At 27.2% G+C, this 4,633-nt stretch carries 2 protein-coding genes; both read right to left on the bottom strand.

The features are described from left to right. Positions 1 to 216 precede the first annotated feature (216 nt). Positions 217 to 3,306 (bottom strand): SpaA isopeptide-forming pilin-related protein, encoded by a 3,090-nt coding sequence (locus Q0G30_RS13725; RefSeq protein WP_294391186.1) that lies wholly within the window; start codon positions 3,304 to 3,306, stop codon positions 217 to 219. Positions 3,307 to 3,877: 571 nt separating this feature from the next. Then, positions 3,878 to 4,633, bottom strand: a 756-nt coding sequence (locus Q0G30_RS13720; protein ID WP_294391183.1) for a redoxin family protein, incomplete at its 5' end; no start/stop codon positions are given.

Below are 4,633 nucleotides of genomic sequence, written 5' to 3'. Positions count from 1 at the left end.
GTTCCTAATGTTAGCATTGCACTTAATGCAAGACCTAATACTCCTTTAAATTTCTTAGTAATTTTCATACTTTTACCCCTCTCTTTTATCTTTTAAGTTATATATATCAAGTAAGTTAAGCTTTAAAATAAACTTAATTACCTAACATCAATTTATACTTTTAGAATCGATTCCATAATTTCAGAAACGGTTCCTATTTTTACATTAAACTTTTATTTAATTAAATTTATATTTTTTATTTCTTATTAGCATAAATGAATATAAAACGCCTGCTAATCCTATTAACATAAATCCAATATATTTACTTGTAATATTCCCATTACCACCTGCTATAGGTAGCTTAATACTTTTATTATTTTTAACTTCTATAGTAATAATAGAATTATTGCTATCTTTATTTACTTCAAATTTAATAGGCTCTTTTAATAGTTCATACCCTTCTGGTGCTTCAATTTCAGTAATAATATATTTTCCATAAGGTAAATTATTAAAAAATGCTTGTCCATTTTGATCTGTAGTAACCTTTATGGAAGTGAAATTTCCATCAATACTACCATCTTCTTTTAATTTATTAAGTATAAATTCAGCATTTTCTAGCTTTATGTTTGAATCAATGGAATCAACCTTAATTAATTGTACATCTCTAAGCTTTTTCCTATTTACATAAGTTATTTCAATTTCAGTATCATCAACAGTTATTTGCCCATTAACTGTACTCCCCTTGACTTCTACACCAGTTATGCTCTCTATTTCATATTTATTTCCTATCTCTCCTTCTAGAAGTTCTACTATTTCATACTTCGTACCTACTGGAATACCTGTAATTTCAGTAGTTTGTCCAGCCTTCAATTGAAGAGTATATTCTATAGGTTGATCTAATTTCGTTCCTAAGATATCAGTAAAAGTTACCTTAAAATTGAATATATCATTTTTATAATCTTCAATTGTTTCTCCTTCTAACAATTCTATATCTTTAGAAATCCTCAAAGTACCTGTTTTTATTTTATTAGTAAATATCGCATGATAAGTATACTTTTCAAATAACTCTTGACTACTTGGGATAGTGACCTCACTGGTTTTGTATCCCTCTCCCGAGGTATCTCCTTGAAAATTATTTGCTGTTTTATCCCAGCGCCAGCTAGTTGTAAATCTATCATCTTGTTCTTCAGTAATATAAACTTTAGATGATTCAGAAAACTTATTTATAAATGTTGCAGTTTCTTCATCTTTTAATAAAAATGTTCCAGTTATATCATCAGTCCTTGGATTATTATTATTTGCTGAATATACATATTCAGTATCAGTTTTAGCTACAGTACCTTCAAAAACTTTAAATTTAAACTGCATATCTTTTGCTATTTTTTCAGTTGTTCTTGCTAAAATTTCATTAACTCCAGAAGTATCTACTTCTTTTTCAACTATTAATTCATTTTCAGAAGGAATGAAGTTAAAGTCCATATAAAGATTAGATTCAATCATACCTCTTTCCATATAGAATAATGTAAGTGTATGAACTTTATTAGTATCATATTTACCATCAGATGTATATGAATCATCCGCTAGTTTTAAATCTGTAGTTACCGAGTCTACTCTTTGGTATAGTGAATTACTTTTTAAATCACCAATTACAACATTATCAACAGTTGACTTTCTAGAAGCAAAGTCAATTTTTCCTGTAGTCTGACTATGTGCACCACCCATATCAAGTGCAAGCTTATTATCAATATATACCCAAACATCATCATCGCCTTTAAAGTTAAACTCTATAGGAACATCTTTACCATGAATATTTTTTACTTTTCCATCAGCTGTTAACTTAAATTGAATCTCTATTTTTGATCCAAATCCATAATTTAATTTACTTGCGTTAGAGCTATCTAATGGATTATTAAAAGGGAAAAATCCTGGTTCATTTTTTCCTGTTCCCCAGCCACTTGTTCCATTCATATCTCTTACAATAATACTATTGTCGTTATCTGAAACATCGAACCAATAATCTAAATTGTTAGTTTCTCTATTAATTCTAACTACATCTGTGATATTACTACTATTAAATTTATATCCACTTTTACCACTACTAAATGTATAGTAATACGTATCTAATCCATTTTCCGTTTTTAATCTTTTTTTAAATGGAAACTCTAAATTACTTATAGTTTCTCCTACATTTCCTGTAACAAAACTTTCATCAAAATAAGGTAATCTAACTTGCGTACTTTCTATTTCACCTACAAATCTTATGTCATTAATATAAATATCTCCACTAGCCCAATATCCTAAATAAATATTGGTTATATTTGAAAAATCAAAATTTGAATTATTTTTCAACTTTTCTAAATCTATTATTATCTTTTTCCATCCTGAACCTTTTGCTGGCATTTTATTATCAGAATACGTTGTCGTAAAACCTTCTGCCCATCCCCCAATTTTATTTAAATTTCCATCTTCTATAGAAATATATGGTGAACCTGAATTTCCAGTTCCGTCATTATAAACTTCAAATACTAAATACTTACTAGTGCTTGAGTAGTCTTTTTCTTTAGCAGTAATTTTAATTCTTTCACAAATAGAATTACTATCATTCCCATCGAGCCATATTTGTAACGTCCCACTCCTTCCAAATTTATCCTCGTATTTAAACCATCTATCTCCTGCTCCCATTATCGAAGAATTATCTTCTCCATAATAATATTTATTACTATTTTCATCTGTTGTATAAAAACCACCTGTACTATTTTGGGTAATATACCCTTGACTATCTAACTTTTCACTAACTAACCCTTGCAATGAAGCAGAATAATTGGCATTACGATTAGCTCTGTTAATTGCCCAATAAAACCTATAAGCACTTCCACCTAAAGTTTGTCCCTGTAATGGGTTTTGTTCTGGATTATTAGAATTATTTGCTGCTCCATTAAAATCCCCAAAATATAATGGATACTCCATTCCGGTTGATGATGCATAATTTGATATAGCTCTATTGAATCGTTCAAATGAATAGTGGTCATTATCACTATTATCTGTTGTATCTGCTGTTTGATACTTTCCATAATAATTGTAAAAAGTAACATTTCCTAAATAATCTGCATTGGTATCAATAGCTTTTCTTGTATCAATTGCATCTACAGCATTACTTATATCTATATCAGCCATATATACATCGTTAATCGTATCTGTATTACTACCTATAACAGTATCCGCTATAGCCAAGTTTCTAGGAAAATATCCTATTATCAAATTAATAATTAAAATAATACTTAAAATCTTTAAATAAAATTTGAACTTATCAACCTTTAATTTTCTCAAAATACCATTACCCTCCCTTACCTAATATTTAATATTTCAAGCTAAGTTTAAAACTTAACCTTCAATAACATTACCCTAAAATACTTAAATTAAATATTAGTTTATACCAAATTTCAATGACTAATTGTAAAAAATATCAATTGGAACCCATTCCAATTTTATTTATGATAATTAACATAATTTATTAAAAAATAAAATAAACATTTCACCTTAACTTTAATTTATTTCTTTTTTTTACATCTTATTGTATATTTTATGTTTATTCCCTTTTTTATTACTTTTTTTTTAATTTCCCCATAATATTATCATCCATTTTATTACTCGTCAATAATATTTTTACCACTTTTTAAGAAAAAAATTTCCTTTAATTTTAGTTTAAATTTTATTAAATTTTCTTCTAAAAAACAATAAATTAAGCAAAAACTTTTTTGTTGCAAATTGTCTATTAATGCCACTTTATAAGAAAGGGAGGATTCAAATTTGAATCCTCCCTTTTAGCATAAATAATAATTTATAATTACCTAATTTATAAACATTTAATTGTTTTACATATTTTGTATTTTTTTCACTTTCATTTTTTGTCTTCTATAATTTCTTTCATACTTTCTTTATCCATTGCTCCAACAACCTTATGAATTATTTCTCCATCTTCATTAATTATAAAAGTAGTTGGAAATCCTGATATATTGTATTTATAAACTAACTCTCCACCAAAATCCATAACTACAGGAAATGTATAGTTATTGTCTGATAAAAAATTAGCTATTTCCTCTTCTGAACCTTCTCTTCCCAAGTTTGGAGCTGCCACTCCTAATATTATAATATCATCATTATTTTTTCCATATTCATTATATATCTCTTCAATTTCAGGCATTTCCCCTCTACAAGGAGGACACCAAGTTGCCCAAAAATTTAAAAATATAGTTTTACCTTTATATTCACTTAATGTATGTTCATTTCCATACTGATCCTTCAATGTAAAATCTATTGCCATTTCCTCAGTATTCTCATTATCTTCTTTATCTATAATTTCATTTTTTTCTATATTATTATATTGCTTATTTTTATTAATATTTGTAACCCCATTAAGAAACATAACTAGTCCACTTATTATAAGAATAATTCCACATATCTTTTTTATTATTCCCATATAGTTCTTCATTTTATCAATACTTTTAAATAACTTACTATAAAATCCAGCTACTATTATAAATGGTAAAATGAATCCTACTGTGTACACAATTATTAATAAATTAGCTACCATTCCACTACTTGAACCTGAAGCCATAATAAGAACTGATGCAAGTATTGGCCCAATGCATGGTGT

The organism is uncultured Clostridium sp. (assembly GCF_934754925.1).
Lineage (GTDB): Bacteria > Bacillota > Clostridia > Clostridiales > Clostridiaceae > Clostridium.
Note: the sequence above shows the minus strand (reverse complement) of the source record. Positions and strands in the feature narration are given on the sequence as shown.